The following is a 14,589-nucleotide window of genomic DNA, read 5'->3' on the forward strand; positions in this document are numbered from 1 at the left end:
AATGAACGATCTTAGAATATCTTACATCGATCAACTTAAAGGAATTGCAATCTTACTTGTTGTACTAGGTCATGTCATAGGGTATAACAATTGCGAGGATAGTTTTCTTTGGCGTTTTATTTATTCATTCCACATGCCTCTTTTTATGTTCATTAGTGGGTATGTCGCTCAGATGACATTTCGAATAGAACGCTTTGGATGGAATGAAACCATTTCTTTTCTAATAAAGAAGTTGAGGACATTGTTACTTCCCATGGTTACTTGGGGAGTTGTTATCCCTTTCTTTTTCTTAAGGACAATGATAGATCAAAGCTTTATAGATTGTGTATTGAACTTTGTGAAAACATGGGGAGGGGGATTGTGGTTCTTTGCTACTCTGTTCATTCTCTCTATTCTTTTTTTTTGTCTATAGATGGGTCGATAAACAAATAAATGCTAAGTCTATTTTTGTAGATTTAGTAATTTTATTGTTCTTATTTATACTTGTTATTTTGTTGTATATGTTACTGTATAAGGATGCGATTTACTCGGAAGGAATACGATCTGTATTTAATTATTTTATGTTTTATTTTTTAGGGTCTATCGTGTGTAAACAAACGAATTTGAGGAGTCTTATTCTGAATAATAAGAAGTTTTTTACGTTTTCGTTCGTTATGTTTTTCCTGCTGATCCCTTCTTTTGTATATGATATGTCCTCGATGTTTAACCAATTGATGAAGATTGTGTTGTCGTTATTCGCTATCTTTTCTTTGTTCTTTATTGTTCACCATATTTCTTGGAATAGACAGGTAGATAATATGTTCCAATATTTCGGGCGTGAGTCTTTATCTATTTATGTGACCCATAACGGACCTTTTGCGTTTTTATTGGTGATTACGGACTATATTACGTTGTCATCGGTGGACAATATACCTTGTTTTTTGTTTTTGTTTATATTCTCTTTATTTATTAGCTATGCTTCTATATGGATTAAGAACATAGTCTCTATATCTCCTATTCTTGAATTGTTTTTATACGGAAAATCTTATAAAAGAAAATCTATATGAACATCTATTTCATCAATCCTCCATTCAAGGCTGAGTATGGAAAATTCTCTCGTGAGTCCCGTAGTCCAGCAATTACGAAAAGTGGGGCTTTATATTATCCTCTATGGCTGATTTATGCGGCTTTGTATTCAAGCAAACAGGGACATAATGTCTCTTTTTTGGATGCTCCAGCTAAACAGTTAAATGAGGAACAGTCTTTAAACATTATTCGGAAGACGGATAATGAGCATTCATTGTTTGTTTTAGATACAAGTACGCCTTCCATTAAAAGTGACGTTGCTTTTGCCGGGAAGCTGAAGGCATTGTATCCTCACTCGTTTGTCGTGCTTGTGGGGACTCATCCTTCGGCTTGCGCAGAAGAGACGTTGGGTTATTCGGATGCGGTGGATGCGGTCGCTATTGGAGAATATGATTGTATCGTGAATGAGCTAGCGAATGTTCTGGACGCAGGAAAGGATCTGCGGGAGGTTCGAGGGCTTTGTTTTTGGGACGGGAAGGAGTTTGTACGAACCGCGCCTATGCCACCGATGAAGAATTTGGATGATCTTCCTTTTGCCTCACAATTTATCAAGGAACATTTAAATGAGAGGGATTACTTTTTCGCTGCTGCCACATATCCCTCTATCCAGATATTTACCGGGCGTGGATGTCCCTTTCGTTGTAATTTCTGTGTCTATCCGCAAACGATGCATGGGCATGCTTTTCGGGCACGATCCGCAGAGAATGTGGTGGCCGAGTTCGAATACATTGCCGCTAATTTCCCAGATGTGAAAGAGGTAGTAATCGAAGATGATACATTTACAGCCAATAAGAAGCGAGTATTGGACATTTGTCGTTTGTTAGTGGAAAAGAAATTGAATAAACGGCTGAAATGGTTATGTAATGCTCGTGTAGACCTTGATTTGGAAACGATGTTGGCTATGAAAAAGGCCGGATGTCGTTTGATTATTCCGGGTATAGAGAGTGGTAGCCAACAGATATTGGATAACATCAAGAAAGGAACGAAGGTGGAATATTTCTATCAGTATGTTGCCAACGCTAAAAAGGCGGGTTTGTTAATACATGCTTGTTATATGGTCGGTAACCAAGGCGAAACCCGGGAAACCATGGAAGAGACTCTTCGGTTAGCGTTAAGGTTGAATACGGATACCGCCCAGTTTTTCCCGTTGATACCTTATCCCGGTACGGAGGCTTATCAGTGGGCGAGGGAAAATAACTATATAGAGACGGATTATGAGAAGTATTGTTTGCCGGATGGTACACATAACACCGTATTGTCTTTACCGGATCTTTCCGCAGGGGAAATGGTTGATTTCTGTAATAGGGCACGGAAGAAATATTATTTACGTGCCAGTTACATTTTACACAGGCTGAGAGTCGGTTTGCGTAATCCTTCAGACTTGAAACGTTCGCTTAAGGCATTCGCTAAGTTGAAACGTTATTTATTTAAATAATCATTTGTATTTAACGTGTTGCCTCTTGTATCCATTATAACCCCGTGTTATAATGCGGCTCCTTTTATATCCCAAGCGATTGAGTCCGTATTGGCTCAATCGTTTGGGGATTGGGAGATGATTATTGTGGATGATTGTTCTAGTGATGATTCACTCTCAATCATTCAAAAGTATGCGAGAATAGATTCCCGTATTCGATATTTACGGACGGATAAACCATCCGGTTCGCCTACGTTACCCCGTAATATGGGAATAAAGGAAGCGAAAGGACGGTATATTGCTTTCTTGGATAGCGATGATATATGGTTACCGAATAAGCTAAGCGATCAGTTAAAAGTCTTCGAGAAATCCGAGGTCGCTATTGTTTTCTCTAACTATGAGAAAGTAAGTCTAGGCGGAGAGCGATGCGGGCGTGAGGTAATAGCTCCTTGTGAGGTTGATTATCGTTTGTTGTTGAAAGGGAATTGTATAGGATGCTTGACAGCCATGTATGATTCAGCCTTGACGGGAAAGATATTTTTCAAGGAAATTGGGCATGAGGATTATGTATGTTGGCTTTCTATCTTAAAGCAAGGGTATAAAGCGCAGAACACAAATACGGTGACGGCTCTTTACCGAGTTAGTGACCATTCGGTCTCTTCGAATAAATTAAAAGCCATGCGTTGGCAGTGGAACATTTTGAGAAATGAGATGGATTTGCCGGTGTATAAGGCTGTTTATTATTTTATTCATTATGCGATTAGAGCTTTTGCTAAGGCTATGAGGTGATCTTACTCAGTGAAATATTTGTATGCCTTAGATCTAGTGCTTACTCATAGACAAACTGTCTTGTAAAATAGAGGGCGATATTCTACTTCCAGCTTATGGAAAGTAAAATATCGCCCTCTATTAGTGTAGAAAAAATTGAGTATTTCATAGAATGAAAACTATAATCGGAGACTTGTTCCGGAAAAAAGTTCTATCTTTGTTCAACAACAGGTGTGGTAAGAAAAAAGGTTATGACGACTATGCGTAAATTACCGATAGGAATACAGAGTTTCGAAAATATTCGGAATGAGAACTATTTATATGTGGATAAGACTGCCTTGATTTACCAATTGGTGACGAAAGGTAAGCCTTACTTTCTGAGTCGTCCTCGCCGTTTTGGGAAAAGTTTATTGATATCTACGTTAGAAGCCTATTTCCAAGGGAAAAAAGAACTGTTTAAAGGATTGGCTATCGATCAGCTAGAGCAGGATTGGAATGTTTATCCGGTATTGTATTTCAGTGATTTGAACCAACTCAATGATATAAGTTTAGACTATGACTATGCGACCCTTTGCGGGATTACCCATGCGGAGTTGGTCGATAATCTAACACCGGAATTAGGAATGCGAGGGGAAAGATTAGGGGTGTCTTTATGTTAAATCCCATCCGTATGTGGGCGAGTTTTAGTATATTTGTGTTGACTTTAAATGTAAATAGATTATATGGAAAAACAAAAACAACAACCCCAGCGGTTGCAATCATTGGATGCCCTTAGGGGTTTTGACATGCTCTTTATTATGGGCGGTGCTTCTTTATTTGTCGCTTTGGCGACATTGTTTCCGAATCCTTTTTTTCAGGCGATAGCCGGGCAGATGGAACATGTGGAATGGAACGGATTGGCGCATCACGACACGATCTTCCCATTGTTCCTCTTTATTGCGGGTATCTCGTTTCCGTTCTCACTAGAGAAGCAACGAGGAAAAGGTATGACGGAAGGGGCGATTTATAAGAAGATCGTCCGTCGGGGGATTACCTTGGTTTTCTTGGGATTGGTATATAACGGGCTATTGTCGTTCGAATTTGACCACCTGCGTTGTGCGAGCGTGCTGGCGCGTATCGGGTTGGGATGGATGTTCGCAGCCTTGTTGTTTGTCCGTTTCGGTTGGAAAGTGCGTGCGGGGATAACGGTTCTTATTTTGGTTGGCTATTGGCTGGCGATGGCTTTTGTGCCTGTGCCGGACGCCGGTGGAGCGGGGCCATTCACGCTCGAGGGAAACTTGGTAGGGTATATTGACCGCCTGTTTCTTCCCGGACGTTTGCACGAGACTGTTTTTGATCCGGAGGGTTTATTCTCCACCGTCCCTGCGATTGCCACGGCAATGTTGGGTATGTTCACTGGTGAATGGATTAAGTTACGGAAAGAGGGGCTGACCGACCGAAATAAAGTGCTTTGTTTAGTAGGAGCGGGAGCTGTATTGTTGATCGTCGGCTTGTTATGGAGCTTGGTCTTCCCTATCAATAAGAAGCTATGGACAAGCTCTTTTGTCTGTGTGGTAGGTGCTTATTCCGTTTGGATGTTTGCTTTGTTCTTCTATATCATAGATGTATTGGGGTGGCGTAAATGGACCTTGTTTTTTACCGTGATCGGCATGAACTCTATTACGATCTATTTGGCACAGCGTTTCATCCGTTTCTCCTATACTTCCGAGGCTATATTCGGAGGGTTGGCGAAATTGATGCCCGAGACCGCCCAGCCTTTGGTTAGCGCTATCGCATATATCGCTGTTTGTTGGGGATTCTTGTATTTCTTATATCGCCAACGTATTTTCTTGAAAGTATAATAGACGGATGGAGAAGAAGAAATTAAATCGGTTGGAGTCATTGGACGTACTCCGTGGCTTCGACCTTTTTTGCTTAGTGGTGTTGGAGATGGTGTTGCATCCGCTGGCCCATGCGATTGATATGCCTTGGTTTAATTCTTTTATGTGGGGATTCTCGCATGTGGAATGGGAGGGATTCTCTACGTGGGATCTCGTGATGCCCTTATTCTTATTCATGGCGGGAGTTTCTATGCCTTTCTCTTTGTCTCGTTATAAGGATATGCCCGATAAGATGGCGGTATATCGGCGGATCGGGAAACGGGTGCTACTGCTTTGGGTCTTCGGTATGATGTGCCAAGGTAATTTATTGGCTTTGGACCCGGACCGGGTTTATTTGTATTCAAATACTTTGCAGTCGATCGCTATGGGGTATTTGATTGCTTCCTTGTTATTCTTGCATGTAAGGATACGGGTACAGATCGGTATAGCGGCATCTCTTTTATTAATCTTTTGGGGAACGATGGAGTTTATTACAGTCGGTAACTATGGGGGAGGTTCGTACACACCGGATAGTAATTTGGCCGAATGGATCGATCGCACCGTACTGGGACGTTTCCGGGATGGGGCGACGGTGGAGAACGGGGAGGTGATATTCGCTACTTGGTATCGTTATACATGGATACTGAGCAGCTTGAATTTCGGGGTAACCGTGTTGACCGGGTTGTTCGCCGGATATATCCTAAAGAACAAATTATATTCCGAGCGGCTCAAATTACGGATGTTATTCGGTATTGGTCTGGGTATGGTTATCGCCGGATGGCTTTGGGGTATCGAGCTTCCCGTTATTAAGAAACTGTGGACCAGTTCGATGGTATTGGTGAGCAGTGGGTACTGTTTCTTGCTTATGGGGTTGTTCTATTATTGGATCGACTATAAAGGGCATCGAAAGTATACGACTTGGCTGAAAGTGTACGGCATGAATTCAATACTGGCTTATATGCTTACTAACGTGGTAAGTTTTAGGTGTATCGGCGAATCCTTGTTTTTCGGAACCCAGCAATATTTAGGAAATTATTATCCGGTGCTCATTGCCATGTGCAATGTATCGGTAATTTATGTACTTTTGTATGCGTTTTATAAACATAATATTTTCCTTAAAGTATAGAAACAAGAAAACTTAGATCGAAGAAAGATGGAATCAATCAAACAAATATACCGGATGGGTCATGGCCCTTCAAGTAGTCATACTATGGGGCCGATGCGTGCGGCACAAATGTTCTTGGAACGTAACCGGGGCGCTGTTCGTTTTAACGTAACCTTATATGGTAGTCTGGCGGCTACGGGAAAAGGCCATATGACGGACGCGGCTATTCTTGAGGTATTACAGCCGGTCGCGAAGACAAATATTACTTGGGAACCCAAGACTTTCTTGCCGTTCCACCCGAACGGGATGTTGTTCGAGTCGTATAATGAGAGTGGCGAGGAGCTGGATACGTGGACCGTATATAGTATCGGCGGGGGAACCTTGGCGAACGAGTCTTTCAATGAGTTGAGGACGGAGCAAGTATACGATATGCATACGATCAAGGAGATACAGGCTTGGTGTGAGAAGACTGGCCATTCCTATTGGGAATATGTCGAGCAGCACGAAGGCCCTTCTATCTGGGATTATCTGGCTGAGGTATGGGAAGTGATGCAGGATGCGGTTCGTCGTGGTCTGGAAGCGGAAGGCATCTTGCCGGGAGGTTTGGGCATTCGTCGTAAGGCTTCCGATTATATGATCCGTGCGAAAGGTTATGGCAGCAGTATCAAGAGCCGGGGAATGGTGTATGCCTATGCCTTGGCGGTGTCTGAGGAGAATGCGTGCGGTGGGAAGATCGTGACCGCTCCGACTTGTGGTTCTTGCGGTGTAATGCCTGCGGTCCTTTATCACTTGAAGGAGACGCGTGAGTTCCGTGATTCCCGTATATTGCGTGCGTTGGCTACGGCAGGCTTGTTTGGAAATGTGGTGCGTACGAATGCCTCCGTATCGGGGGCAGAGGTAGGTTGCCAAGGTGAGGTTGGCGTGGCTTGCGCTATGGCTGCCGCTGCCGCCAGTCAGTTGTTTGGTGGTACGCCCGCGCAGATCGAGTATGCCGCCGAGATGGGATTGGAGCATCACTTGGGATTGACTTGCGATCCTGTTTGTGGCTTGGTACAAATCCCTTGTATCGAGCGAAACGCTTTTGCTGCTGCCCGTGCACTTGACGCGAATACGTTCTCGAACTTCTCCGACGGAAAACACCGGGTAAGTTTTGATCAGGTGGTTGAGGTGATGCGCCAGACAGGTAATGATTTGCCCAGTCTTTATAAGGAGACCTCGGAAGGTGGTTTGGCGAAGAACATGGAGAACTCGAATAATTAAAAGATACTATTTGATTTACTAATAAATAATCTACTATTGATGATAAACGGAAAGAAAAGCCTGTTTTACACTGTATTGATGGCCGGTGCCTTGATGTCCTGTGGTGGCCCTAAACAGGCTCCAAATGAAGAGGTAGCGAAGAGTGGTAATCCTGTGTTCGAGGGTTGGTACGCCGATCCGGAGGGAATTATTTACGGGGATACCTATTGGATTTACCCGACTACGAGTGATTTATATGAGAAGCAAACCTTCTTCGATTGCTTCTCTTCCAAGGATTTGGTGAATTGGACCAAGCATACCGCCATTCTTGATACGGCAGAGGTGAAATGGGCGAAGATCGCTATGTGGGCTCCTTCAGTAATCAACAAGGACGGTAAGTATTATCTTTTCTTTGGGGCGAATGACGTGCACGAGGGAGAGATCGGAGGTATCGGTGTTGCCGTGAGCGATCGTCCGGAAGGGCCTTATAAGGATTTGCTGGGTAAGCCGCTGATCAACGAGATCGTGAATGGGGCGCAGCCGATCGACCAGTTTGTTTTCCACGACGCTGACAATGATGAGTATTATATGTATTACGGTGGTTGGAAGCACTGCAACATGGTACGCTTGAACAAAGACTTTACCGGACTTATACCGTTTGAGGACGGAACGATTTATAAAGAGGTAACTCCCAAGGATTACGTGGAAGGCCCGTTTATGTTTAAGAAGAATGGTAAATATTACTTCATGTGGAGTGAGGGGGGCTGGACCGGACCGGATTACAAGGTCGCTTACGCCATCTCCGATTCTCCTTTTGGCCCGTTCAATCGTATTGGGGAGGTCTTGCGGCAAAATTTCGATATGGCAAACGGAGCGGGTCACCACTCGATCATGCATGTGCCGAATTCGGAAGATTACTACATCGTGTACCATCGCCGGCCGGCCGGGGTCAAGACACGTGACCACCGGGAGACTTGTATCGAGAAGATGACGTTCAACGAGGAGGGATTGATCAATCCCGTGGAGATTACGACCGAAGGAGTTGAGGCTCGCACGATCCAATAATTACTTCCGATAGAAATGAAAGGCGGGTTCGAAGGGAATCCGCCTTCCTCTCGAAAGGAATCGTATTTCCTCTCGAATGAAAAAAAGAAGGATTACATAGCAAGAAAACTTAGGTTTTACTTGCTATGTAATTTTTTTATACTATTTTTGACGCATGTGTCAAACAATAATGACAAACAATGGTGACAAAACAAAAAATAACATTTTATTATGGAAGCGAAAGACATGAATGAGATGGAGCCTCGCATCATAGAAGCGGCGAAGCGAGTGTTTGTCCGAAAGGGGTACGAGGCGGCTACCATGAGTGACGTGGCGGCAGAAGTGGGTATTGGCAGGACGGCCTTACATTATTATTATAGGACGAAAGAGATTCTGTTCGACGCTATTTTCGGGCAATTGCTTTCTTCATTGTTGCCGAACATCGATCGGGTTTTGGATGAGAAGAGTACGATGCTGGAGAAAATGCCGGTGATCGTTGATCTGTATATGGGAATTGTTCGTGCGAACCCGATGTTTCCGAGTTTTGTGGTGGGCGAGTTAAACAGAGATCCGGAACGTTTATTCCAGACCGTGCTGAGAGACCCGAAAAAAATACAGCCCATCTTGCGTCTTCGTCGTCAGATAGAGGAGGAGATGGACAAGGGGCTTCTACGGAAGATGCCGGTCATAGATTTAGTTTCGACCTTGGTGAGCCTAGTGGTCTTCCCGTTGTTGATCCGCAAGCCACTAGCGGCGGCTTTTTTGGATAACGATATGGGGCGGTTTGAGGAATATATGGATAGGCGCAGGGATTTGATCGTCGAGGTAATAACCCAGCTGATGGTCCCGGATGCCAGATGATGGATTTGTTCAATTTAATAAACATATCATAGAGTATATGAGAGGTGTATATGTATTATTGTTAATTAGCCTGTTTGGGTATGCCGGGAGGGTTGGCGGACAGGAATCGGTCACGATCACGCAATGTTACGAATGGGCGAGGGCGAATTATCCACAGATTCATCAAATGGGTTTGATCGATCAGACGGAGCGTTATAGCTTGAGCAATGTGGGCAAGGCTTGGCTTCCCCAGCTCTCGGTAAGCGGTAAGGCAAGCTATCAGAGCGACGTGACGAAGTTGCCTTTGGATGGCGATAAGATCTCCTCGCTTCTTCCCGGCTTTGAGATCCCGAGCTTGAGCAAGGACCAGTATCAAGTCGTGGCGCAGGTGGACCAGACGATTTGGGACGGCGGTAGCACCCGTTCGGCCCGTGCCTTGACTCGTGCTGAGGCGATCGCCAACCGGGAGCAATTGGAAAGTGAGTTGTATGCGCTGAACGACCGGGTGAATCAAATCTACTTCGGTTGCCTGCTGCAAGACGAGTTGATACGTCAGAACGCTTTGCTTCAAAAAGAGTTGCAGGTCAATATCGAGCGTATCAAGGCGATGATGGACAATGGCGTGGCGAATCAATCGGATCTGGAAAGTATGGAAGTGGAACTGCTGAATGCCCGCCAAAATGAGATTGAGCTAAAAGCGTCTCGTACGGCATATCGGCAGATGTTGGCGACCTTTATCAATAAACCGCTGACGGATCAAGTCGTCTTGAGGACTCCGGAGTCACCCGAGCGTTCATTGTCCACGCAAATCAACCGTCCGGAATTACGGGCCTTGGATGCTAAGAGCGAATGGATCGAGACGCAAAACAAGCAGGTAACGGCGGGCTTGATGCCTCGTATCGGAGCTTTCGTACAAGGTGGTTACGGACGGCCGGGCTTGAACATGCTGGAGGATAGTTTCGAGCCTTATTATGTGGCCGGTGTCCGTCTTTCTTGGAATCTGGGGAAGTTGTACACGCTGAAGAACGACCGGAGGAAGATCGAGGTAAGCCGTCGCCAGATTGATGTGCAACGGGAGACCTTCTTATTCAATACCCGCCTGCAACTTTTGCGGCAAAACACGGAGATAAAGAAAATGACGGACCTGATGCGTGCCGATGACGATATCATCCGTCTGAGAACAAGCATCAAGCAGGCAGCGGAGGTGAAGCTGGAGAATGGCGTGATTTCCGTCACGGACCTGATCCGGGAGATCAACGCCGAGGACATGGCCCGGCAAACCGCCGCGGCGCACCGTGTACAGCGCTTGATGACCATTTATAATTATATGTATACAACGAATTAAATAGAGTATGACAAATACAATTGATTTATGAGACATTTGATTTTTATCAGCTTATGCAGCCTTCTATGGACGGCTTGCGGTAATACAGACAATGATTTTGACGCTTCCGGTACCTTTGAGGCAACCGAGATCTTGGTATCTTCGGAAGCCAACGGAAAGATCATGGAACTGAATATCGAGGAGGGCGATCGCTTGGATGCCGGCGCCATCGTGGGTTACGTGGATAGTACCCAGCTTTTTCTGCGGAAGATGCAACTCTCTGCCAGCCTTCGCTCAGTAGATATTCGCAAGCCGGATATCCGCAAGCAGATCGCCGTTCTGGAACAACAAATCGCCACGGCCAAGACCGAGCAGCAGCGACAAGAGAACTTGGTGCGCGCCAAAGCGGGTAACCAAAAGCAACTGGACGATATCGTGAATAACATCAAATATCTCCAGAAACAACTGGATGCCCAATACTCCTCTTTAAGCAAGACGACGGGAGGTGCCGACGCCGAGGCGGAAGGCCTGCAATACCAGATCATGCAATTGGATGATCAACTGATGAAAAGCCGTATCCTCAATCCCCAGACCGGTACGGTATTGGTGAAATACGCCGAGCCGGGAGAGGTGACGGCGGCAGGCAAACCGCTTTACAAGATCGCCGATACGGACTTGCTTTATCTCCGCGCCTATGTGACGGCGGATCAGTTATCCCACCTGAAACTAGGGCAATCTCTCAAGGTCTTCGCCGACTATGGGAATGATCGCCGGGAATACCCCGGTACGATCACGTGGATCTCCGATAAATCCGAGTTTACCCCGAAAGGTATCCAGACGAAGGACGAACGGGCTAATTTGGTATATGCCATCAAGATCGCCGTCCGCAACGATGGTTATCTGAAGATCGGGCAATATGGGGAGATTAAATATGAATAATGAGATTCATATAAATCATATCACCAAGCGTTATGGCGATGTCGAGGCCCTGCGGGATCTGTCGCTGGAGATCGGCTCTGGTGAGTTGTTCGGGTTAATCGGTCCGGATGGGGCGGGAAAGACCACCCTGTTCCGTATCCTGACCACGTTGTTGCTGGCCGATAGCGGTACCGCCTCTGTCTGCGGCTTGGACGTGGTGAAAGACTTGAAGGAGATCCGTCGGCGGGTAGGATATATGCCCGGCCGCTTCTCGCTCTACCAAGACCTGACAGTAGAGGAGAACTTGAACTTCTTCGCTACGGTCTTCAATACGACGATCGAGGAGAACTACGATCTGGTACGGGATATCTATAGTCAGATAGAGCCGTTCAAGCATCGGCGGGCGGGGAAGCTGTCCGGTGGTATGAAGCAGAAGCTGGCTTTGAGTTGCGCCTTGATCCATCGTCCGGATGTCTTGTTCTTGGATGAGCCTACGACGGGGGTCGATCCTGTCTCCCGCTCTGAGTTCTGGGATATGCTGGATCGTCTGAAACGGCAAGGCATTACGATACTTGTCTCTACGCCTTATATGGATGAGGCCTCCCGTTGCGACCGTATCGCTTTGGTGCGTTCTGGGGAATGCCTATCTATCGATACGCCGGTAGGCATCCGTACCTCATTCGATAGGCGGCTATATGCGGTGCGATGTGCGTCGATGTATAAGTTGTTGGGAGACTTGCGTGAGTTCCCGGATACAAACTCATGTTTCGCTTTTGGAGATGCTCATCATCTTACGTTGAGGAGGGATGGGGAGGATGTCATGAGGCGATTACAGGAATATCTGAAAGGCAAAGGTTACGCAGATGTAAGCATCGAACGCCTTGAGCCAAGCGTTGAGGATTGTTTCATGGCCTTGTAGGAGAGGGGATGTGTCGCATTTCCCCAAGATTCGACCTTGCGTCGGGTGCGAAGTCGAATCTTGGAAAAATACGGGGCTTGCGTCAGGCGCGAGGTCGAATCGCGGAAAAATGCGAGGGCTCGCGTCGGGTGCGAGGTCGAATCTCGGGAAAATGCGGGGCTCGCGTCGGGTGCGAGGTCGAATCTCGGGGAAATGCGGGGCCTCGTGTTGGGCGCGAGGTCGAATCTTGGAGAAATACGGCATTGTAATTATGAAATAAGGATAAATAATGAAAGCGATAGAAGTAAAACAACTGACCAAACGTTTCGGCACCTTCACCGCCGTCGATCATATCAGTTTCGAGGTGGAGCCGGGCGAGATATTCGGCTTCCTCGGGGCAAACGGGGCAGGGAAGACCACCGCCATGCGTATGCTCTGCGGTCTATCCGTCCCGACATCCGGCGAGGCCCGGGTAGCCGGTTTCGATGTCTACCGGGAGAGCGAGTCCATCAAACGGAATATCGGATACATGAGCCAGAAATTCTCCCTATACGGCGATCTAAAGGTATGGGAGAATATCCGTCTCTTCGGCGGTATCTACGGCTTGTCTAAACGGCAGCTGTCCCAGAAAACGGATGAGTTGCTGGATATCCTCGGGCTGGAAAAGGAGCGGAATACCTTGGTCGATTCCCTGCCCTTGGGGTGGAAACAGAAGCTATCCTTCTCCGTGGCGATCATCCATGATCCCAAGATCGTTTTCTTGGATGAGCCTACCGGAGGCGTCGATCCCGTCACCCGCCGCCAGTTCTGGGAGTTGATCTATGAAGCGGCTGCCCGGGGGATCACGATCTTCGTCACCACCCATTATATGGATGAGGCGGAGTATTGTAACCGTGTCTCCATCATGGTAGACGGAAAGATCGAAGCGTTAGACAGTCCCTCCGCCTTGAAGCGGGATTTTAAGACAACGAATATGAACCAAGTCTTCCACGCCTTGGCTCGAAAAGCAACGAGAGGAGAATAAACGATGAAACAATTCATATCCTTTGTTAGAAAGGAGTTCTATCACATTTTCAGGGACGCACGCACGACAATGATCCTCTTGCTCATGCCCGTCATCCTGATCATCTTGTTCGGATATGCCATCACGACCGAGATCAAGCGTGTGCCGATCGCTATTTTCGACCAAAGCCGGGATGAGCTGACACTGAAGATGGCAGACCGCTTGAATGCCAGCGAGTATTTCGAGCTGTATACGACCGTCGATAGCTATGAGGATGCCGGGGCCTTGTTTCGGCAAGGAAAGGTACACGTCATAGTTGTCTTTCCCCCTCAATACGCTTCCACGGCCGATGCCCAAGTACAAGTCTTGGCGGACGCTACCGATCCGAACGAGGCCACGCAGCTAATCGCCTATTGCTCGGCGATCATTGCGGAACAGTTGAAAGGAGAGTCTGCGGTTGAGAGTAAAGCCGTGACCCCGGTTACCACTTTGCTCTACAACCCTCAAATGAAAGGCGCCTACAACTTCGTGCCCGGCGTAATGGGTTTGATCTTGATCCTTATATGCGCCATGATGACCTCGATCGGCATCGTGAAAGAGAAGGAGATGGGAACGATGGAAGTCCTGCTGGTCTCCCCGTTGAAACCCATCTACATCATTCTGGCCAAGGCGATCCCATACCTATTGCTGAGTATGGTGAATATCGCTACGATCTTGCTGCTATCCTATTTCCTGCTGGACGTTCCGATAAAAGGCAGCCTGCTGTTGCTGGTTTCCGTGTCCATCCTGTACGCAATCGTATCCCTCTGTCTGGGCCTGCTGATCTCCACGGTAGCCGATACCCAGCAGGCGGCTATGTTGATCAGCGGTATCGCCTTGATGCTTCCGATCATGTTGTTGAGCGGCATGATGTTCCCGATAGAGAATATGCCGGATATCCTGCGATGGTTCTCCCATATCGTTCCGGCCAAATGGTATATCATCGCCGTGAAGGACGTGATGATCAAGGGGCTTCCCGCCGTGTCGATCTTGAAGGAGATCGGGATACTGTCGTTCATGGCGGTCGTGCTGGTATTCTTGAGTGTGAAACGTTTTAAAATACGATTATAAGC

12 protein-coding genes and 2 pseudogenes are annotated in these 14,589 nt (G+C 46.7%); all 14 read left to right on the forward strand.

What is annotated here, in order from left to right; all coding sequences use genetic code 11:
• Position 1: 1 nt before the first annotated feature.
• The 14 genes and pseudogenes from CI959_RS22115 to CI959_RS16255 all read left to right on the forward strand — a co-directional run bounded on the left by CI959_RS22115 (position 2) and on the right by CI959_RS16255 (position 14,587).
• Positions 2–1,046 (forward strand): annotated as a pseudogene (locus tag CI959_RS22115) (acyltransferase family protein).
• Positions 1,043–2,500: a radical SAM protein gene (locus tag CI959_RS16195; protein WP_005856426.1), complete on the forward strand. Its 1,458-nt coding sequence runs from the start codon at positions 1,043–1,045 to the stop codon at positions 2,498–2,500. Before CI959_RS22115 ends, CI959_RS16195 begins: the two are co-directional and overlap by 4 nt.
• A 15-nt stretch (positions 2,501–2,515) precedes the next feature.
• Complete coding sequence (locus CI959_RS16200; protein ID WP_005856427.1) at positions 2,516–3,268, forward strand: glycosyltransferase family 2 protein; 753 nt, start codon at positions 2,516–2,518, stop codon at positions 3,266–3,268.
• 230 nt (positions 3,269–3,498) lie between these two features.
• A pseudogene (locus CI959_RS16205) lies at positions 3,499–3,867 on the forward strand (AAA family ATPase); the annotation flags it as partial.
• A 102-nt stretch (positions 3,868–3,969) separates the two neighbouring features.
• Positions 3,970–5,088, forward strand: coding sequence for an acyltransferase family protein (locus CI959_RS16210; RefSeq protein WP_005856429.1), 1,119 nt, complete (start codon positions 3,970–3,972; stop codon positions 5,086–5,088).
• Positions 5,089–5,095: 7 nt separating this feature from the next.
• Entirely contained in the window at positions 5,096–6,232 is a 1,137-nt protein-coding gene (locus tag CI959_RS16215) for an acyltransferase family protein (protein WP_008780482.1), read from the forward strand.
• A gap of 27 nt (positions 6,233–6,259) precedes the next feature.
• Complete coding sequence (locus CI959_RS16220; protein ID WP_008771936.1) at positions 6,260–7,471, forward strand: L-serine ammonia-lyase; 1,212 nt, start codon at positions 6,260–6,262, stop codon at positions 7,469–7,471.
• Between the two features lie 39 nt (positions 7,472–7,510).
• Complete coding sequence (locus CI959_RS16225; protein ID WP_057317345.1) at positions 7,511–8,515, forward strand: glycoside hydrolase family 43 protein; 1,005 nt, start codon at positions 7,511–7,513, stop codon at positions 8,513–8,515.
• 210 nt (positions 8,516–8,725) lie between these two features.
• A complete protein-coding gene (locus CI959_RS16230; RefSeq protein ID WP_009276036.1) occupies positions 8,726–9,355 on the forward strand; it encodes a TetR/AcrR family transcriptional regulator in 630 nt (209 codons plus the stop codon).
• A gap of 37 nt (positions 9,356–9,392) precedes the next feature.
• Entirely contained in the window at positions 9,393–10,679 is a 1,287-nt protein-coding gene (locus CI959_RS16235) for a TolC family protein (protein ID WP_057317359.1), read from the forward strand.
• A gap of 27 nt (positions 10,680–10,706) precedes the next feature.
• Entirely contained in the window at positions 10,707–11,597 is an 891-nt protein-coding gene (locus CI959_RS16240; RefSeq protein WP_005856439.1) for an HlyD family secretion protein, read from the forward strand.
• On the forward strand, positions 11,575–12,495 hold the full coding sequence (locus CI959_RS16245; RefSeq protein WP_008771941.1) for an ABC transporter ATP-binding protein: 921 nt from the start codon (positions 11,575–11,577) through the stop codon (positions 12,493–12,495). The genes CI959_RS16240 and CI959_RS16245 overlap by 23 nt, the downstream gene beginning before the upstream one ends.
• Before the next feature lie 268 nt (positions 12,496–12,763).
• Positions 12,764–13,498 (forward strand): ABC transporter ATP-binding protein, encoded by a 735-nt coding sequence (locus CI959_RS16250; protein WP_005856443.1) that lies wholly within the window; start codon positions 12,764–12,766, stop codon positions 13,496–13,498.
• A 3-nt stretch (positions 13,499–13,501) separates the two neighbouring features.
• Positions 13,502–14,587 carry an ABC transporter permease gene (locus CI959_RS16255; RefSeq protein ID WP_011966402.1) on the forward strand — a complete coding sequence of 362 codons (1,086 nt, stop codon included), beginning with the start codon at positions 13,502–13,504 and terminating at the stop codon, positions 14,585–14,587.
• Positions 14,588–14,589 lie beyond the last annotated feature (2 nt).

Origin of the sequence: Parabacteroides sp. AT13, from assembly GCF_002272965.1 — a bacterium.
In the GTDB taxonomy this organism is placed as follows: domain Bacteria; phylum Bacteroidota; class Bacteroidia; order Bacteroidales; family Tannerellaceae; genus Parabacteroides; species Parabacteroides distasonis.

What these genes read in the sequence shown, in the direction of transcription:
- CI959_RS16225 (WP_057317345.1), top strand. Translation starts at nt 7,511, where the DNA reads ATGATAAACGGAAAGAAAAGCCTGTTTTACACTGTATTGATGGCCGGT.
- CI959_RS16230 (WP_009276036.1), top strand. Translation starts at nt 8,726, where the DNA reads ATGGAAGCGAAAGACATGAATGAGATGGAGCCTCGCATCATAGAAGCG.
- CI959_RS16215 (WP_008780482.1), top strand. Translation starts at nt 5,096, where the DNA reads ATGGAGAAGAAGAAATTAAATCGGTTGGAGTCATTGGACGTACTCCGT.
- CI959_RS16240 (WP_005856439.1), top strand. Translation starts at nt 10,707, where the DNA reads ATGAGACATTTGATTTTTATCAGCTTATGCAGCCTTCTATGGACGGCT.
- CI959_RS16210 (WP_005856429.1), top strand. Translation starts at nt 3,970, where the DNA reads ATGGAAAAACAAAAACAACAACCCCAGCGGTTGCAATCATTGGATGCC.
- CI959_RS16220 (WP_008771936.1), top strand. Translation starts at nt 6,260, where the DNA reads ATGGAATCAATCAAACAAATATACCGGATGGGTCATGGCCCTTCAAGT.
- CI959_RS16245 (WP_008771941.1), top strand. Translation starts at nt 11,575, where the DNA reads ATGGGGAGATTAAATATGAATAATGAGATTCATATAAATCATATCACC.
- CI959_RS16235 (WP_057317359.1), top strand. Translation starts at nt 9,393, where the DNA reads ATGAGAGGTGTATATGTATTATTGTTAATTAGCCTGTTTGGGTATGCC.
- CI959_RS16250 (WP_005856443.1), top strand. Translation starts at nt 12,764, where the DNA reads ATGAAAGCGATAGAAGTAAAACAACTGACCAAACGTTTCGGCACCTTC.
- CI959_RS16195 (WP_005856426.1), top strand. Translation starts at nt 1,043, where the DNA reads ATGAACATCTATTTCATCAATCCTCCATTCAAGGCTGAGTATGGAAAA.
- CI959_RS16255 (WP_011966402.1), top strand. Translation starts at nt 13,502, where the DNA reads ATGAAACAATTCATATCCTTTGTTAGAAAGGAGTTCTATCACATTTTC.